A 16,042-nucleotide genomic window follows, 5' to 3' on the forward strand; every position below is an offset into this window, starting at 1 on the left:
TCAGGATTCAGTAGTGGACGACCGCGCGAATCGACTTGCCCTGGTGCATCAGATCGAAGGCATCGTTGATGCCGGTGAGCGGCATCGTGTGCGTGACGAAGGGTGCGAGCTGGATTCGTCCGGCCATCGCGTCCTCCACCATGCCAGGCAACTGGCTGCGGCCCTTCACACCGCCGAAGGCAGTCCCCAGCCACCGGCGGCCGGTCACGAGCTGGAAGGGGCGGGTGGAGATCTCCTGTCCCGCGCCGGCAACGCCGATGACGACCGATTGGCCCCAGCCGCGGTGCGCGCACTCCAGCGCCGCGCGCATCACCTGCACATTGCCGATGCACTCGAAGCTGTGATCCACGCCCCAGCCAGTCATCTCGACGATCACCTGCTGGATGGGCTTGTCGTGGTCCTTGGGGTTCACGCAGTCGCTGGCGCCGAAGGTCCTGGCAAGCTCGAACTTCGACGGGTTGGTGTCGATCGCGATGATGCGGCCGGCCTTGGCCAGCTTGGCGCCCTGGAGCACGGCCAGGCCGATGCCGCCGAGGCCGAAGACCGCGACCGTGTCGCCCTCCTGCACCTTGGCAGTGTTCTTCACCGCGCCCAGGCCGGTGGTCACGCCGCAGCCCAGCAGGCAGACCTGTTCGGGATTGGCGTCGGGGCTGATCTTCGCGAGCGAGACCTCGGCCACCACCGTGTACTCGCTGAAGGTGGAGCAGCCCATGTAGTGATAGACCGGCTGCCCGTTGTAACTGAAGCGCGTGGTGCCGTCGGGCATCACGCCCTTGCCCTGGGTGGCGCGCACCGCGACGCACAGGTTCGTCTTGCCCGATTTGCAGAACAGGCATTCACCGCATTCGGCGGTGTAGAGCGGGATGACGTGATCGCCCGGCTTGACGCTGGTGACGCCTTCGCCGACCTCGACCACGATGCCGGCGCCTTCGTGGCCCAGCACGGCGGGGAACAGGCCTTCCGGGTCGTCGCCCGAGAGCGTGAAGGCATCGGTGTGGCACACGCCGGTGTGGGTGATCTTCACCAGCACTTCGCCCTTCTTCGGCGGCGCGACGTCGATCTCGACGATCTGCAGGGGCTTGCCGGCTTCAAAGGCAACGGCGGCTCGGGATCTCATGGGATGGCTCCTGGGAATGAAAAAAAGACGATGGAGTGCCTCGCGAGAACGCTCAGGCCCTGCCGGCCTGAGGTCGCACCCTGCGCTTGACCGGCGCTTGCATGCGCGCCACATAGCGGTCGGTGGCAGCTTCGACCTCAGGCAAGTTCTCGTGCAGTCGGCGCAGCAGGGCGATCAGCACTTCGCGTTCCTCACTGCTGAGTACGGAGAGCAAGGCGCGTTCACGTTCCAGCGCCACGCCGATGATCTGGTCATGCAGCGCCCGGCCTTCCTCGGTGAGGGTGGCCACGCGCGCACGGCCGTCCGCGGGATCCGGTGCGATGCGAATCAGGCCCCGCGCCTCCATGCCGGAAAAACAGCGGCTCACGGAGGCCTTGTCCATCCCGATGATGCGACACACCTTGTTGGCAGAGATCGTGGGTTCGATCGCCAGCAGCACCAGGCAGCGCCAGGTCTCGATGCCGACGCCGAAGCTGCGCAGGTAATGCTGCGAGGCGCCGCGCGAGAGCTTGTTGGCGATCCAGGTGAAGAAGGCCGGAACGTAGCGTTCCAGGTCGATGGAAACGTACCGGGTGGAGCTCGTGCGAGTAGAAGGCATGCGCGTCAGTGTGGCCCATGTCGCGCCGAGCGCAGCGGGGGTCATTGCTGCGCCTCGGGCAGATGCAGCACGAGCCCGTCCAGTGCGTCGTCCAGCCGGATCTGACAGGACAATCGACTGTTCGCCCGACGCTCGGCGGCGGTGCATTCGAGCATCTCCCGCTCGTTGGAAAGCGCCTCGGGCAGCCGGGCCGTCCAGGCGTCGTCGACATACACATGGCAGGTGGCGCACATGGCCGAGCCGCCGCACTCGGCGATGATGCCGGACAGGCCGGCACCCGTGGCAACCTGCATCGCGGTGTGGCCGACTGGCGCCTGAACATCGCGCTCGCTGCCATCGGCCAGGATGAATCGGATCGTGGGCATGGTGTCTCCTTCGAATGCCTGCGTCAGTACGCTCTCAGACAGGGATAAGCCGCAGCGGCAGCGTGTCCAGCGCGCGCAACGTGTTGTTGAGCCGGCGGGTGTGCGCGCCGGTGATCTCGATCGCCTTGACGCGGCGCGCGAGTGCCTGCAGCACCACCTCGCCTTCCAGCCGTGCGATGACTTGCCCCACGCAGCCGTGGATGCCCGAGCCGAAGGCCATGTGGCCGGTCGGTCGGCGACCGACGTCGTACCGATCCGGCTCAGGCCACTTGCGCGGGTCCCGGTTGGCCGAGGCGAGCATGCACAGCACCTTGGTGTCGGCCGCCAACGCAACACCGGCCATCTCGCAGTCGCGCGAGGCCGTACGGAAGAAAGTTTGCGCAGTGGATTCCCACCGCAGCGCCTCTTCGAAGGCGGGGCGGGCAAGCTGCCGATCGGCATGCAGTTTCGCGTATTCGGCCGGATGGTGTGCCAGCGCGAACACGGCGTTGCCGATGCCGTTGATGGTCGTGTCCACCCCCGCCGAGAGGAAGGAGCGCACCAGCATCGGCGCCTGTTCGTGAGAGATCTCGCCAGCGTCGGCTGCCTGATAGATCTGGTCGCCAAAGCCGCCCGGACGAAGGTGATCGCGCTGGCAGTGGGCCATGATCCAGTCGGTTACCGCGACGACGCGCTCGGCGCTCTTGGCCAGCAGTTCGTTGCGTGGTCCCATCGAATTGAAGATCATGTCGCCATAAAGCAGGAGGTTCTCGCGCCCGGCTTCCTCCACGCCCACCGCGTCGGGGAACACCTTGAGCGGATAGACCTGCGCCAGATCGTGGATGCCATCGATCTCGCCCTTGGCGACGCATCGCTCGACCAGGGCCTCGGCCTCCTGGGCGAAGCGATCGCGGATCTGCATCACCGTCTTGGGACTCAGGATGCGCGAGAGCACGGTGCGCGTCTGTGTATGCAGCGGCGGGTCGGCCTCCAGGATCAGGCTGCGAGGCCGGAAGGGCGTCTCCTTGTTGAAGTTGGTCAAGCCGACGCCGGCGCCCGAGATGAAGGTGGCGTGGTCATTGAGCACGGCTCGCACTTCGTCGTGGCGCGCACACGCCACCACCGAGGGATACGGTGCCAGGCGCACGACCGGCCCGGCCTCGCGCAGGCGTTCGTGCATCGGATACGGGTCGATCAGGTTCGCCGACGCATAGGGGTCGATGTCGAGGACCGGGATGTCGAGTTCGGAACTGAGGGTCGTCATGTCGGGGGCTCCTTCACGTTCAATGGACTGCCATGCCCACATGGCGCTCCAAGGTGGCTTGGTCCGCGCGCAAGTCCGCGGCGGGTGCTTCGTGCACCACGTGGCCGTGGTCCAGGATGAGGGCGCGGTCGGCATAGGCCAGCACCTCGCTCACCTGCTGCTCCACGATGAGCACGGTGACGCTGGATTCGCCTGCCAGCCGGCCAAAGGCCGCGAGCAATTCCTGGCGGATGATGGGCGCCAGGCCTTCCAAGGGTTCATCCAGCAGGAGCAAGCGGGGCCGCCCGAGCAGGGTGCGGGCGACGGAGAGCATCTGCTGCTCGCCACCCGAGAGCTGCGCCCCGCCGTTGTGACGGCGCTCGGCCAGGCGCGGGAAGAGCGCGTAGGCTTCGGCCAGCGCGGCGCGCGGTCGTTGCTTCAGGCCCGCCAGCAGGTTTTCCTCCACGCTCAGCGAGGGAAAGATGTCGCGCGTTTGCGGCACGTAGCCTAGCCCGCGCTGCGCGCGCTGGTGTGGCGCCAGGCCGCTCGTGTCCTCACCATCGAACACGATACGACCGGAAGACAGCCGCGCCAGGCCCATGATGGCCCGCAGAGTGGTGCTCTTGCCTACACCGTTGCGGCCGATCATGGCCAATCGCTCGCCGGGCTGGACGGTGAAGCTCAGCCGGTCGAGGATGGTGGTCGGCCCGTAGCCCGCGACCACTTGGTCGAACTGCAGCAGGGGAGTGATCATGGCAGTCCCTGCCCCAGGTAGGCGGCGCGCACTCGGGCGTCGCCTCGGATTTGTTCGGGTGTCCCTGCGGCCAGCACAGCCCCTTCGGCCAGCACCACGATGCGGTGTGCGAATCGGAAGACGAGGTCCATGTCGTGCTCGATGATGAGTACGCCCAGCTCTGGCGGCAGCGCATCCAGTGCTGCCAGCAGCCGGTGGCCGTCGTCTCGTGGCACGCCGGCCATGGGCTCGTCCAGCAAGAGCACACGGGGGCGCAGGGCCAGCGCGAGTGCCATCTCCACCAACCGCTGCTCGCCGTATGCCAGCTGGCCGGTCGGCACGGTTGCATGGTTCGCCAAGCCGAAGGTGGCCAATATGGCGCGCGCCTCGCCGGCCAGCGCTGGATAGGCTTCGACCGGGCGCCATGCACGGTGGGCCAGGCCCTCGCGCTCGAACAGCGCGAGCTCCACCTGCCGCTGCACCGGAAGGTGCGGCGCCAATGTGGTGATCTGGAACGTACGCACGAGCCCGGAGCGCACGCGTCGCGCCTGACTTTGCGACGTGACATCCTCCCCGGCGAGGCGCACGCGCCCGGCGGAAGGGGCAATGACGCCGCTGATCAGGTTGACCAGCGTGGTCTTGCCCGCGCCGTTGGGTCCAATCAGCGCGATGCGTTCTCCCGGCGCGATGGTCAGCGAGACGCCGCGCGTGACGTGCAGCCCGCCGAAATGCTTTTCCAGTGATTCGACCTGCAGCAGCGGCGTCATGGCAGAACCTCTTGCGATGAGGCGAGCGGAGCACGACGTCCGGCAGCGCCCAGGCGCGCGCGCAGCCGCAGCCACAGCACGCGAGGCGGCACCAGCACCACTGCCATCAGGGCCAGTCCCACCGCGAACAGCCAGTGGTAGGGATTGATGGAAGCGGCCGTGTGATGCAGCAGCGTGAAGATGAGCGCGCCGACCAGTGCGCCATGCAAGCGCCCCGCGCCGCCCAGCACCAGCATGACCAGGATCTCGGCGGAGAGGCCGAAGCCCAGGCTGTCCAGCCCGATGATGGCGTTGGTCTGTGCTGCCAGGGCGCCCGCGGCGCCGGCCAGGGCGCCGGCCGCGGTGTAGATGGCGAGCAGCCGCGTGCGAACCGGCGTGCCCAGAGCTGCCATGCGAGCCCGGCTCTCATGGATGCCGCGCACCGACAGGCCGAAGGGCGAGGCGACCAGTCGCTGCGCGAGGTACAGCCCCAGCGCGAGCACCGCGATGGCGTAGAAAGCCGCAGTACGTCCTTCCAGGTCGAAGGCGAACAAGCCGAGCAACGGCGCCATCGAGAAGCCCGACAGCCCGTCGTCGCCACCCGTCCAGTCGCGCCACTTCTGCGCCAGCGCCAGCAGGATCTGGGCGAAGGCCACGGTGAGCATCAGGAAAGTGAAGCCTTGGTAGCGTAGCAGCAAGGCGCCTGATACCAGCGCTACCGCTGCTCCGGCCGCGACGCCCACCAGCAGTCCCAGCAGAGGATCGGCCTGCACATGGAGCGCAAACAGCGCGGCCGCGTATCCGCCAGCGCCATACAGAGCCGCATGACCCAGCGTGGCGAGGCCGGCCACGCCCACGACCAGGTCAAGGGAGACAACCAGCAGCGCCATGACGGCGATGCGCACGATCAGGCCCAACTGCTCGGGCAGCAGCAGCCCGACTCCCACGCCCAGGATCAGCACGACCAGGGGAGCACGCCAGGCGGGCGCGGTGCGCAAGGTGTTCGGGGTCATCGCTTCAGCAGCCCACTGGGACGCCAGGCAAGCAGCAGCGCCATGGCAAGGAAGAAGAACAGGCTGCCCCAGTCGGAAGCCCAGTACTTGCTGGCCGTCTCCACTGTTCCCAGAACCAGGGCTGCAGCCAACGTGCCGGCGATGCTGCCCATGCCTCCCACGGCGACTACCACCAGCACAAGCACCAGGTACTTGAGCGCGTAGTAGGGCTCCAAAGGCATCAACTCCGCGCCGAGAATTCCTCCCAGGCCCGCCAGCGCCGCGCCGGCGGCGAAACTCAGGCACTGCACGCGGCGAATCGGGATCCCCAACGTTGCGGAGGTCTCCGCATGGTCCACCGCTGCGCGCAGCCACACCCCAAAGCGAGTGCGCAGCACGGTGTAGGTGGCCCCGCCGGCGACGGCCAAGCCCGCAGCGATGACCAACAGCCGCTGTGCTGGCAGGGTGCGAAAGCCCAGATCCACCGGTTGCGCAAGCAGTGGCGGCAGCGCGATGAGCTGTACCTGCGGGCCGGCGATGGCATTGGTGGCGGCGATCAGGAAGAAGGTCAGTCCGATGGTGAACAGTACCTGGTCCAATTCCTTGCGGCGATACAGGTGGCGCAGCACCAGCATCTCCAGCAGCGCTCCCAAGGCGCCGGCGGCCAGCACGGCCAGCGGCAGAGCCAGCCAAAAGCTCCAGCCCACGTCGCGCGTGAGCCATGCCGCCGCATAGCCACCCACCATCGCGAAGGCGCCGTGCGCGAGATTGACAAAACGCATCAGCCCCAGCGTGACGGACATGCCCACGGCGATGACGAACAGCACCATGCCGTAGGCCACACCGTCAATGCCGACGTTCAGGATCGTGCTCACTCGAAGCCTCCGGGTTGCTTCGCTACTTGGTCTCGAGGCCGAAGTCGGGCTGCGGGCCAAAGCTCTGCAGTTCGCGGTTGACCAGCATGCCGCCTGCTTTTTCAACCTTGCGCAGATACACGTTCTGCACGATATGGCGTGTCTTTGGATCGATGCTCACCGGACCGCGCGGACTGTCCCATTGAAGTGTCTTGGCGGCGGCAAGCGCCTTGGGGCCATCCCTGCGGCCGCCCGTGGCTTCGATCATCTTGTGTATCACGTGCATGCCGTCCCATGCACCCACCGAGGCGTAGTTGGGGACTGCCTGCGCATCGGCGGCCTTGAGGGCGGCGACGAACTTCTGGTTGGCCGGCGAATCGTGCGTGCCAGAGTAGTGGAAGGCGGTGGTCAGGCCCAGCGCAGCATCGCCGAACTTCTGCAGATCGAACTCGTCTGTCTCTGCTGTCCCGAGGAACTGAACGCCGGCCTTCGCAAGCCCGTTCTCGTTGTAGGCCTTCACGAAGCCCAGGTTCGGTGGCCCACCCGGCAGGAAGGTGTAGACCGCCTGCGCGCCGCTGGCCTTGATCCGCTGAACAAAGGGTGCGAAGTCGGTGGTGGCGATCGGCATGCGAATGCTCTCCACCACCGTTCCGCCCTGGCGGGTGAACTCGGCCTTGAAGGCTGCTTCTCCGTCCAGTCCGGGGGCGAAGTCGGTCACGGCGGTGACCACCTTCTTGAGTCCCTGCCCAGCCGCCCATCTGGCCAGGGGCACCGTCACCTGCCAGAGCGTGTAGGAGGTACGGATGAAGTAGTCGGACTTCTCCGTTATGGCCGAAGTGGCGGCGTTGAAGATGACCGTGGGCGTTTGCGACTGCTGGATCAGCGGCGCCACTGCCATCGCGTTCGGCGTGAACACGAAGCCGCCGAGGTAGTCCACCTTGTCCTTGACGATGAGCTCCTGAACCAGGCTCTTGGTCAGGCCCGGGTTGGGGCCGCCCGTATCACGGTAGATGAACTCGATGGACCGGCCGTCCAACTTGCCGCCTTGGGCATCCACATAGGCCTGAGCGCCCGTCTTGAACAGCGTGCCGTAGTGGGCGAAGGGCCCGGAGAACGGGCCAACGATGCCCACCTTGATGGCGGATTGCGCCAGCGCCGGCAGCGCTGTCCCGCCGAGTGCCAACGCCGCGCACCATGCCGCCGCGCAACGCCGTGTGGTCTTGCTCATGCCTTGTCTCCTGTCTTGTGGAATGGACCGTCACTGACCTTCGAAGCGACGTGACGACCAGACGGAGTCTCCGAGCAGATAGTTGGTATGTCAACCAACAGGGCGATCAACCAAATGCATGGTTTTCCCGAGCCCGACTTCGCAAAGTAGGGTCGGATCGTCATGAAAGAGGGCTTCAAGCCCGAATGAGAGAGAGGCCCCCGGCGATCTCCAGCATCGTGACACCACCGACCCGCGCGTTTGAACCAATTCGTGCGCCTGCGGCGCGACGAGAGCACGGCCGACCGCGATCGGCGGCGCGCCGCGCTCTATGCCGATCCGGACCGGCTGGCCTATCGTCATGCGAGGGAGAGCGGCGCCGGGTCATGCGCCAGCACAACCGCCTGCTCAAGAGCCGGGCATCCCCCAGTCGGCCTTGCTCCAGCATGCAGCTTCGGTGTCGGCTCAACGCGGCTCGACCCGTGATGCACGACCTCACGGTCGCACGGGAATGACGGCGAGCGAAGAGGTCGCGTTCGCTATCAGGCGGGAGCGCTCCGCGTCATAAAGTTTCGCGTGCGCGAAGGCGACCTGCCGACCGACTCTATCCACCCCCGCTACGGCAATGTAATGGCCTTCCTGCCCAGCGCTCTGCATGTTCACCGTCAAGCTGATGGTGGAGCATGTGTAGCCTGGTTTCAGCCGTGACAGGACCGCCATCGCCATGCCGATGTCCAGCATGCTTGCCAAGGTTCCCCCGCCCACGACGCCGTTTCCCTGCGTCGCAGTTCGCGGCGCGGTGAAGCGGATGACAAGTTCGCCGTCGCGGCTCTCAACAAGCAGGGCCGACAGGCTCGCCAGTGCAGGATTGACCTCGAGGGGGACGTTACGGCGGCCGGAAGACACCGCCTCTGCCACGTAAGCCCGGGTCGGGTTGTCCCCTTCCAACAAACGTTCCGACATCTGCTGTCGCTCTGAGACTCAGGCCAGCAGCGTGGCCCGGGCGTGTTCGGGGGTGGCGACCTCGTAGCCGAGGTCTTCGATGATCCTGGCCGCCTTGGTGACGAGCTCAGCGTTGTCGCGCGCGAGCTGGCCTGGCGAGAGATACAGGTTGTCCTCGAGACCCACCCGCACGTGCCCGCCGAGCACCGCCGCGATGGCGACCATCGGGAACTGGTCGGGGCCAATGCCGAACGCGCTCCAGTGCGCGCCTGTTGGCAACAGGCGCTGCATCTCGTCCACCACTGCAGGCGTGGCTGGCGCGCCCCAGGGCACCGACATGCACAGCTGGAAATAGGCGCTCTTCGGGATGGCACCGGTGGCGATGAGGTGACTCGCCAGTCGTACATGACCGAAGTCAAAGACCTCGAGCTCCATTGTGACGCCGCAGGCGGCAATCTCCGCGGCCATCTCGCGCAGGTGGTTCGCCGGATTCACGAAGGCGGCTTCGCCGAAGTTCATGGTCGCGACGTCAAGGCTGCAGATGTCGGGCTTCAGCTTCACCACATGCGCAACCCGTTCGTGCGGCGTCATGAGCTCGGCATCCGGGATGGAGACGACCCGGAACGGCGCATCGGTAGGCACCGTCAGCATGGCGCCCGGACCGGTCGTGAGATTGATCAGGACGTCGCAGCGGGAGGCGCGGATGTGCTGCACGACCTCCTCATAGTATGCGAACTTCGTCGAGGACTTGCCGGTCTCGGGATCTCGCACATGGATGTGGACGATGGATGCGCCGGCACGTGCGGCGGCGATGGCCTGGTCCGCGATCTCACGAGGCGAGGCAGGGACGGCGGGATTCTTCGCTCGGGTGTCCCCCGCTCCGGTCAGGGCGCAGGAAATGATGACGGGAAGGCGCTTGCTCATGGTAGGGGTTGGAATAAGGTGACAAGGACCAGTTGGAGCGGTATCGCGCAATGCAGCAAAGCCCCCATTAATTACAATACGATTCGTCTCGCAGCGTATACTAGGTGACTGCCGGGGGCTGCGTCAATCGAAAGCGACGCTTCTTCTGCCTCTAAGGATTAGGGGTAAGCACTTATTTGATTGAAATAGAACCGAGACGTACAGTATCGCAACTATCTTTGTATTGGAGTATCAATGAAGCTCGGAAGGTTTGTGGTTCAGGGTCTTGACGGTCCGGTTCAGCGCATCTGCATGGTGCTGCCCGAGCAATCCCGCGTCATCGATCTGCGTGCGGCAGAGGTTGTGCGACAACAGTCGCGCGGGGCGAGCCGCGAGGCTGCGCTGCGATACGCCTCGGTCGTTTTCCCCGAAAGCATGTCGGCGGCCATCGCGCTCGGAGAGGAGTTCCTCGAGACTGCGAACGAGGCGGCAACCCGCCACGGAGACGATGCGTCGCTGCCCTTCGAAGGGCTGCATTGGGCACCCGCCTGCGACCCGTCGATCGTGCGCGACGGTCTCACTTTCGTGAAGCACATCCGGCAGTTTCATGAACGAATGAAGTTGACGCCCGCGCCTGCGTTGCTGCAGGTCCCGGGTTACTTCAAGGGTTCGCCCTGGACGGTGATCGGTCACGACGCCGAGGTGCCGTGGCCGGCGCGCGCCGAGAAGATGGACTATGAGTTGGAGATCGGCTGGGTGATCGGGCGAGTCGCCCACAACATCACTCCCGACACCGCCCGCTCCCATCTCTTCGGTGTAACGATCTTCAATGATTTCTCGGCCCGTGACCTGCAGGCCAATGAATTTGCGATCGGCATGGGGCCGACGAAGAGCAAGGACTTCGCCTATGGCATCGGGCCGTGGATCACGACGATCGACGAGTTCCCGCGGCTGGATCAGATCCGCATGGCCGTGCGGGTGAACGGCGAGACCTGGGGCGAGGGCGACACCTCGGAGATGCTCTGGAGCGTCGAGGAGCTGATCGCCTACGTGTCTTTGGGCGACCACGTGCAGCCGGGCGACGTGATCGGCTCAGGCACCATGGGCAATGGATCGGCCTTGGAGCTGGGGCGCAGCCTCAACCCTGACGATGTCGTGGAGCTGGAGGTGGCGGGCGTCGGCGTGCTGCGCAACCGCATGGGCCAGCGTGAGGAGGGCACATGGTGGCCGACCCCGCGCAAGCCTTTCATGTAGGAAGACAGACGTGAAATTCTCTCTGGGAACCTTCTCGCAGGACGGCGGCGAACGATTCGCTGCCTTGTGCTTCGGCGAACATGTGCTTCCTCTGCGTTCGCTGCATGCGCAGGCGGCGCGCTTCGGCGCGCGGTGGTCGGAAGGCGCATCCGTCTTCGACCTCCTGCAGGACTGGGACCGAAACCTGGCTGTGCTGCGCGCCATGGCGGAGCAACTTTCTGCCCGGCACGAATCGAGCGTGCCCATGTCCAGCCTGCAGGTCCATGCCCCCGTGGACCTGCCGCGACAGGTGCTTTGCACGGGGGCCAACTATCGCAAACACGTCGTCGACCTCACACTCGACATGGGTGTCGGGCCGGAGGGCCTGAAGGGCGCGGCCCTGCGGAAGTGGGCCGAAGACATGATGGACGAGCGGGCGGCACAGGGAGAGCCCTACGTCTTCCCGAAGCTGCCTTCGGCCATCACGGGCGCCTTCGATCCCCTCGTGCTCCCTGCCACCACGCAGAAGCCGGATTGGGAACTGGAACTCGCCGTCATCATGGGTCGGCCGGCCCGTAAGGTGCGCCGCGAAGAGGCGCTTGACTACGTCGCCGGGTACTCGATCGTGAACGATGTGTCGGCGCGGGATCTTATCGCTCGCACGGACTACAAGATGCTGGGCACCGACTGGCTGAGATCGAAGTCTCCGCCGAGCTTCATGCCTTTCGGTCCCACCCTGGTGCCCGCGTGCTTTGTGCCGGATCCGCAAAAGCTGCAGATCACCTTGAAGCTGAACGGCCAGACGATGCAAGACGAATCCACGGCCGATATGCTGTTCGACGTGGCACGGCAGATCGAATACATCACGGCGCATGTGCAGCTCTGGCCTGGCGATCTCATTGCGACCGGATCGCCCGCGGGGAATGGCACGCACTACAACCGCTTCCTTCGGGAAGGCGATGTCATCGACTCGGAAATCGAGGGCCTGGGCAAGCAGCGCAATGCGTGTGTGCAGTAGCGGCGAGGCTGATCGCGCACAATGGAATACGGAACGACTCGAAATATACCAACCAGGAAGGTCCCCGGCGTGAATACTGAAGCAACTATCCAAGAACAACGTGGAAAGACCCCGGTGCGTCCGCGATCGGTGCGCCGCATCGTCACTGGCGAGAACGAGCACGGCAAGTCCGTGTTCGTGTCGGACGGACCGGCCCCGAACCACACCACCGATTCGGCCACACCGTTGGCCCAGGTGCTCTGGGCGACGGGCGAGGCAGCTGCGTCCGGTGCCGATCCCGCTCCTGCAGGTCATGCGTTCGGCTTCCACTCGAAGGATGGCTCGCTGCTGCGCGTGGTCGACTTTCCGCCCGACGAGAACTACGACGTGTCGCAGCTGGCGCGGTTCCTGGACGAGCACGGGGTGCGCGACAAGGGCGAAGCCCGGCATTTCTGGTTCCACAAGACACAGTCCCTGGACTACGCGATCGTGCTGGAGGGCGAGATCTATGCGCTGATGGATGAGGGCGAGACGCTCATGCGCCCCGGCGACATCCTGATCCAGCGGGCGACCAACCACAGCTGGTCGAACCGCTCCGGCAAGCCTTGCCGCATGGCCTTTGTGCTGCTGGACCTGTAGCCTGGCGCCAAGACCTGAGCTCGCCCCGGCGCGGGTGGAACAGGTGTGCGCATGGGGGCTCGGATACTGGATCCGTCTTGCTAGCATCGGGATTTCCTTGCCTACCGACAGTTCTTCCAAGGGGGCCGCAGCCAAGGCTCGCGCCCGTTCTTCTGCATCGACCACGGCAAGACTTGCTGTGGGCACGGGTCCAGGCGCACTGCGCCCGCGCTCGCCCGGGCGGGTGCGCAGCGACGCATCGCGCGCGTGGCCCTCCTCGATGCGGCGCTGAAGCTGCTGGAGACGACACCCCTGCAGCAGATCTCGATCGAGTCGATCGCGCGCGAGGCGGGAGTAGGCAAAGCCACCATCTACCGGTGGTGGAACTCGAAGCTTCATTGAGCGCTGAGTTCAAGGCCGCGATCGCATCGTCAGGCGTTCCCTTCGGCCAACACGGCACACACCGATGCCGCAACGAACTGCGGCAGACCTTCCTCTGCAAGGGTCGGCACGTCCGGCGGGATGGCCAACCGCTGCGGGCTGGACACTCAGATCGCAGCGATGCAGCCTGTGCCGGGGTCGATCAGGGCAGTCGGCGACGTGGTCACCATGATCTGGATCTCGCCGGAGCACAGATCGGTCAATCGCGGGCGCGGACCCCTTGTAGGGAACACGTAGAAGATCAATCCCCGCCTGCTGCCCGAACCATTCGGCGACGATGTGCTCGGTGGATCATGTTGTTTGGCCCGCGCGTCCAGGTCCGCATAGGCGCCAATGCCGCTTTGCTTTGAAACGAGCATGACCAGCGGGAGTTTGCCGACGGCGGCCGCCGGCTTAAACATCCTTTGCGACCTCGTATCCAGCAGCTTCGGCGCCAAACGTCTTCTCTGACATGGCGTTGGACGTCATGGGCGCCATGAGCAGTGTGTAGCCGTCCGGCGTAGAGGGCCTCACGAACCGGGCGCCGATGGCGCGATTCGGGAGTCGGCCCTGCCTGAACCCGTGAGTTGCTGCCGCGGCTGCGGCAGCAGCGCTAAGCGGCCTTAAACGAAGGAGGGGACGGAAACGACATCGCGTCATACCTTCAGCAGGTCGCGCGTCACGGCGGTCGGCCCCGCGTAATGCTTTCGCGCGGCGTCAGTGCCATTGCGAGCAACGGCCGCAGGCAGGAGGAAGCACGCGAGAGCCGGCAGAAGCACCAAGGCGCCGAGCATGTTCCAAAGAAACATGAACGCGAGGAGCACGCCCATATCGGCTTGGAACTTGATCGGACTCGCCATCCACGTCACGACGCCCAGTGCGAGGGTCAACCCGGTGAGCATCACGACTTTGCCGGTGAAGAGCAGAGCCTTGTAGTAAGCCTCTGACAACGACTTGCCTTCGCGCAGCTGCGCGAGCGTCACCGAGAGGATGTACAGCGCGTAGTCGACGCCGATGCCGACGCCCAGGGCGATGACGGGCAGGGTGGCCACCTTGATGCCCATGCCCAGCGCCACCATCAAGGCTTCTGCCAGGATGGAGGTGAGCGCCAGGGGCAGAACAGCAACCACCACCGCTCGCCAGGAGCGGAATGTGACGAAGCACAGGAGGATGACAGCGCCGTAGACGAGCAAGAGCATCTGTCGCCACGCATCCTTGACCACGATGTTGGTAGTGGCCTCGATGCCGGCATTGCCTGCGGCCAGCAGGAAGCGCACGTCAGGCGTGTCGTTCTCCCGGGCGAAAGCTTCCACGTGCTCCCGCACGCGCGTCAGCGTGTCGGCACGGTGGTCCTTGAGGAACACGTATATCGTCAGCAGGTTGCACGCGTCGTTGTAGAGTCCCCGCGGGGCGCCCGCCGTCACCGTGTTCAGCATGTCCTGGTTGGGGAGGAATTCGAACCACTTCGGATTCCCCTCATTCAAACCGGTGAGTACGCGCCTATTCAGCAGTGAGAGCGTGTTAGTGCTTTCGACGCTTTCCAGCTGGCGCAACTCCCATTCCAGCGCGTCGATCTTGTTAAGGGTCTCGTACGCGGAACACTGGCCGTCCGGCGTCCTTACCATGACGGCGAGGACGTCGCTCGATGCGCCATAGGCAGCATTCATGAAGGCGGCATCCCGGTTGTAGCGGCTGTCCGGGCGCAGCTCCGGGGCGCCCGGGTCGAGATCGCCGATCTTCAGCTGCGTACTTGCAAGAAACCCTGCCCCGGCCATGATCATGGCCGCAATCAGCGCCAGAGTGGCGTACCGCTTCTGCGTAAACAGGTCGAGTGCGGTCCAGACGGGGTGTTTGGCCGTACCGACTTGCTGCGACTTCAGGCTGCGTTGTGCCGCCTTTGCGCTGACGCCGGTGTAGCTCAGAAGCACCGGCAGCAAGATCAGGTTCGTGAAGATCAGGGCGCCGACCCCCAGGCTGGCTGCGACGGCCAGTTCGCGGATGGCCTGAATGTCAATCACCAGCAGCACGGCGAAGCCGACGACGTCGGCCAGCAGCGCCGTCAACCCCGCGAGGAAGAGGCGTCGGAAAGTGAGCCGTGCGGCGACGAGCTTGTCCATGCCCCGGCCGACATCCTGCATGATGCCGTTCATCTTCTGCGCGCCATGGCTCATGCCGATCGCGAAGACGAGGAAGGGCACGAGGATCGAGTATGGGTCGAGCGCGAACCCGAGCGTTGGCAGGAGTCCAATCTCCCACACTACGGCAGTCAGGGATGCGACCAGCACGAGCGCGGTCGAACGGACGCATCGCGTAAACCAGAACACCATGCCTGCCGCGATCACAACGGCGAAGCCGAAGAACAGCAGCACGGAGCGCACGCCCTCGATCAGATCGCCGACAATCTTGGCGAAGCCGGTCACATGGATGGTGACACCCTGCGCCTCGTACTTCTCGCGCAGCTCCTCGAGCCTGTTGGCTAGTCGGGCGTAGTCGGTAGGACGCCCCTCGGGGTCTTTCGCCAGCAAGGGAACGTAGATGACGCTGGAGCGAGCGTCCAAGGCCACCAACTGGCCGATCTCGCCGGACCGTGCGATATTGGCCTGCAACTGCGCGAAGCTTTTCGCCGAGCCGTCGTAGCCGTCGGGAATCACCGGTCCGCCTTCCAGCCCTTCCTCCGTGACACCAATCCATCGTGTTGTGGGCGTCCACAGCGACTTCATCTGGTTGCGTGCCACGCCGGGGACGAGGAACACTTCGTCGCTTAAGCGGCGCAGCGCATCGAGGTACGTGGCCTCGTAGATCGTGCCCTTGGGGTTCGCCACCGCGATCCGCACGGCATTGCCGAGGCCGCTCAGGTCCGCCTGGTGCTTGAGATAGTTCTGGACGTACGGATGATGGACCGGGATCGTCTTTTCGAAACTCGCATTGAGTTGCAGCCGCGTGGCCTGCCAGCCGAGCACGAGGGTGACGAGCGCGCACAGGAGCACGATGATGCCGCGGTGATTGAAGATCGCGCGCTCGAGAAATGAGCCGGAAGCCGGGTTCAATTGCGACCCCGAATCGGGTGCGCTGTCTGCCGAAGGATGCATGGAGGG

At 65.2% G+C, this 16,042-nt stretch carries 17 protein-coding genes; 4 read left to right on the plus strand and 13 right to left on the minus strand.

Going from position 1 to position 16,042, the window contains the following annotated elements:
• Positions 1-7: 7 nt before the first annotated feature.
• The 11 genes from ACSQ86_RS34440 to ACSQ86_RS34490 all read right to left on the minus strand — a co-directional run bounded on the left by ACSQ86_RS34440 (position 8) and on the right by ACSQ86_RS34490 (position 9,700).
• Positions 8-1,117 carry an S-(hydroxymethyl)glutathione dehydrogenase/class III alcohol dehydrogenase gene (locus tag ACSQ86_RS34440; RefSeq protein ID WP_436306754.1) on the minus strand — a complete coding sequence of 370 codons (1,110 nt, stop codon included), beginning with the start codon at positions 1,115-1,117 and terminating at the stop codon, positions 8-10.
• A 52-nt stretch (positions 1,118-1,169) separates the two neighbouring features.
• Positions 1,170-1,760 carry a MarR family winged helix-turn-helix transcriptional regulator gene (locus ACSQ86_RS34445; protein WP_436306753.1) on the minus strand — a complete coding sequence of 197 codons (591 nt, stop codon included), beginning with the start codon at positions 1,758-1,760 and terminating at the stop codon, positions 1,170-1,172.
• Positions 1,757-2,080: a 2Fe-2S iron-sulfur cluster-binding protein gene (locus ACSQ86_RS34450; RefSeq protein WP_436310684.1), complete on the minus strand. Its 324-nt coding sequence runs from the start codon at positions 2,078-2,080 to the stop codon at positions 1,757-1,759. Before ACSQ86_RS34450 ends, ACSQ86_RS34445 begins: the two co-directional genes overlap by 4 nt.
• A gap of 34 nt (positions 2,081-2,114) precedes the next feature.
• Positions 2,115-3,323 (minus strand): cytochrome P450, encoded by a 1,209-nt coding sequence (locus tag ACSQ86_RS34455; protein WP_436306751.1) that lies wholly within the window; start codon positions 3,321-3,323, stop codon positions 2,115-2,117.
• A gap of 19 nt (positions 3,324-3,342) precedes the next feature.
• Positions 3,343-4,053, minus strand: coding sequence for an ABC transporter ATP-binding protein (locus ACSQ86_RS34460; protein ID WP_436307738.1), 711 nt, complete (start codon positions 4,051-4,053; stop codon positions 3,343-3,345).
• Positions 4,053-4,802 (minus strand): ABC transporter ATP-binding protein, encoded by a 750-nt coding sequence (locus ACSQ86_RS34465; RefSeq protein WP_436306750.1) that lies wholly within the window; start codon positions 4,800-4,802, stop codon positions 4,053-4,055. Before ACSQ86_RS34465 ends, ACSQ86_RS34460 begins: the two co-directional genes overlap by 1 nt.
• On the minus strand, positions 4,799-5,794 hold the full coding sequence (locus ACSQ86_RS34470; protein WP_436310685.1) for a branched-chain amino acid ABC transporter permease: 996 nt from the start codon (positions 5,792-5,794) through the stop codon (positions 4,799-4,801). Before ACSQ86_RS34470 ends, ACSQ86_RS34465 begins: the two co-directional genes overlap by 4 nt.
• On the minus strand, positions 5,791-6,648 hold the full coding sequence (locus ACSQ86_RS34475) for a branched-chain amino acid ABC transporter permease (protein WP_436297306.1): 858 nt from the start codon (positions 6,646-6,648) through the stop codon (positions 5,791-5,793). The genes ACSQ86_RS34470 and ACSQ86_RS34475 overlap by 4 nt, the downstream gene beginning before the upstream one ends.
• A gap of 22 nt (positions 6,649-6,670) precedes the next feature.
• Entirely contained in the window at positions 6,671-7,855 is a 1,185-nt protein-coding gene (locus ACSQ86_RS34480) for an ABC transporter substrate-binding protein (protein WP_436310686.1), read from the minus strand.
• A 474-nt stretch (positions 7,856-8,329) separates the two neighbouring features.
• Positions 8,330-8,797 (minus strand): PaaI family thioesterase, encoded by a 468-nt coding sequence (locus tag ACSQ86_RS34485; RefSeq protein WP_436310687.1) that lies wholly within the window; start codon positions 8,795-8,797, stop codon positions 8,330-8,332.
• An 18-nt stretch (positions 8,798-8,815) separates the two neighbouring features.
• On the minus strand, positions 8,816-9,700 hold the full coding sequence (locus ACSQ86_RS34490) for a 3-keto-5-aminohexanoate cleavage protein (RefSeq protein WP_436310688.1): 885 nt from the start codon (positions 9,698-9,700) through the stop codon (positions 8,816-8,818).
• 234 nt (positions 9,701-9,934) lie between these two features.
• Here ACSQ86_RS34490 and ACSQ86_RS34495 point away from each other — a divergent pair, with 234 nt between their 5' ends.
• The 4 genes from ACSQ86_RS34495 (at position 9,935) to ACSQ86_RS34510 (ending at position 12,929) form a co-directional block, all read left to right on the plus strand.
• The gene (locus ACSQ86_RS34495; protein WP_436310689.1) at positions 9,935-10,933 is read left to right on the plus strand and encodes a fumarylacetoacetate hydrolase family protein; all 999 of its coding nucleotides are present in this window, start codon (positions 9,935-9,937) and stop codon (positions 10,931-10,933) included.
• 10 nt (positions 10,934-10,943) lie between these two features.
• Positions 10,944-11,930, plus strand: a complete 987-nt coding sequence (locus ACSQ86_RS34500) for a fumarylacetoacetate hydrolase family protein (protein ID WP_436306745.1) — start codon at positions 10,944-10,946, stop codon at positions 11,928-11,930.
• 114 nt (positions 11,931-12,044) lie between these two features.
• Positions 12,045-12,548: a cupin domain-containing protein gene (locus ACSQ86_RS34505; RefSeq protein ID WP_436310690.1), complete on the plus strand. Its 504-nt coding sequence runs from the start codon at positions 12,045-12,047 to the stop codon at positions 12,546-12,548.
• Positions 12,549-12,794: 246 nt separating this feature from the next.
• On the plus strand, positions 12,795-12,929 hold the full coding sequence (locus tag ACSQ86_RS34510) for a TetR/AcrR family transcriptional regulator (RefSeq protein ID WP_436310691.1): 135 nt from the start codon (positions 12,795-12,797) through the stop codon (positions 12,927-12,929).
• Between the two features lie 146 nt (positions 12,930-13,075).
• Here ACSQ86_RS34510 and ACSQ86_RS34515 read toward each other — a convergent pair whose 3' ends face one another.
• Positions 13,076-13,405, minus strand: a complete 330-nt coding sequence (locus ACSQ86_RS34515) for a hypothetical protein (protein ID WP_436306742.1) — start codon at positions 13,403-13,405, stop codon at positions 13,076-13,078.
• Positions 13,406-13,603: 198 nt separating this feature from the next.
• A complete protein-coding gene (locus ACSQ86_RS34520) occupies positions 13,604-16,036 on the minus strand; it encodes an efflux RND transporter permease subunit (RefSeq protein ID WP_436310692.1) in 2,433 nt (810 codons plus the stop codon).
• Between the last annotated feature and the right edge of the window lie 6 nt (positions 16,037-16,042).

Source organism: Variovorax sp. LjRoot130, assembly GCF_964253755.1.
Lineage (GTDB): Bacteria > Pseudomonadota > Gammaproteobacteria > Burkholderiales > Burkholderiaceae_C > Variovorax.